Source organism: Bacillus sp. AP50, assembly GCF_040492675.1.
Taxonomy (GTDB): domain Bacteria; phylum Bacillota; class Bacilli; order Bacillales; family Bacillaceae_G; genus Bacillus_A; species Bacillus_A cereus.
In genome coordinates, this window is record NZ_JBEUTW010000496.1 from 1 (window position 1) to 1,306 (window position 1,306).

Sequence of the window (1,306 nt, forward strand, 5' to 3'; positions counted from 1 at the left end):
AAAATAACAATAGGGATCCATGGTAGAATCCATTTTATACTGTTTTTATATGAAAAATTCTCTTCAAAACGCAAATAAAAAAGGGCAATTTCAGCCCTTTTTTATTTATAAATCCTCTATATCATATTCAGTATATCCCTCATAATAATAACTAATATCAATGCCTTTCATGAATACTTCACGACTATTAATTTTATCTACTAGTGCATTTTTGAGTAAATGCTTAATTTCAATATCTTTAATCGGGCTGCGTTCCATTGCCAGTAAATAATCTTCTTTATCAATCCTATTCCAGTCAACCACCTGTTGAATTTCATTCTTAAAGATTAAATCTAACCATATTCTAGTCGCTCTACCGTTTCCTTCTCTAAAAGGATGAGCAATGTTCATTTCAACATACTTTTCAACGATTTCATCAAAGGTTGTTTGTGGCATAGTATTTATATGTTCTAGTGAATGGCTTAGATACATAACAGGAGCAAATCGAAAGTTCCCCTTCGCTATGTTAACCTTTCGAATCTTCCCAGCAAAGAAATAAATATCTTCAAATAGATAATTATGAATGTCAGAAAGACCCTTAAATGTGCCAACTTCTATGTGGTTTATTTCTCCTGAATCATATAAATCTTTGGCTTTCATTTTTGATAGTCGTTCTTCCACTCGATTCAATTCCAACTGATTTTTGATACCTAATTTATTTTCTAGCACGGTCATTCTCCTCTTTTTCTGCCATTAATTCTTTTAGCATATCCAAATCTTCTTGTGTGGCTAAATTCTTGATGAAACTTCTAGCCATAGTTTTATAATTGAGATATTTCGTTTGTTCTGGATTACGTTTTTTATAGTTTTTTGTGGCTTCATTTTGCGCCTTGCTATATGCCATTCTCTCCCTCACTTTCAAGTATATAAGCATATTATATATGACTTAGTAATATATTCAAGCGAAAGAAAAGCTAGTGCCGAAGCCCTAGTCTAACACTATACCAAATATATAATTTTAAATTTTATCATTTCACAATATTTATCTTTTTAGAATAATCTCTCATATGTAATCAAGATTTTTCACTCTCTGTAAAAAGTGATTTATGTTCTACTGGAGAAGAAAGCACTATTAAGGTTGTAGGCTTTCCATACTCTAAGCACAAATTAATATAGTCTTCAAGTGTATGTACTGATTCTGTCACTACCTTTGTTAGATAACTGTATAAACCGGCAATACGATGGCATTCGACTACATCTGGATGTTCCATTGCAAATTTTTTATATTTGTTGCAATCTCTTGGTTCCATTAAAACAAACGCGGTAA

3 protein-coding genes are annotated in these 1,306 nt (G+C 31.5%); all 3 read right to left on the minus strand.

Annotated features, from left to right (window positions below):
* Positions 1-105: 105 nt before the first annotated feature.
* Complete coding sequence (gene fic / locus ABWK52_RS25375; protein ID WP_033667260.1) at positions 106-714, minus strand: protein adenylyltransferase Fic; 609 nt, start codon at positions 712-714, stop codon at positions 106-108.
* A complete protein-coding gene (locus tag ABWK52_RS25380) occupies positions 695-883 on the minus strand; it encodes a hypothetical protein (RefSeq protein WP_000331757.1) in 189 nt (62 codons plus the stop codon). The genes fic and ABWK52_RS25380 overlap by 20 nt, the downstream gene beginning before the upstream one ends.
* Positions 884-1,052: 169 nt before the next feature.
* The coding region (locus ABWK52_RS25385) for an Lrp/AsnC ligand binding domain-containing protein (protein ID WP_353772210.1) at positions 1,053-1,306 on the minus strand (254 nt) is incomplete at its 5' end.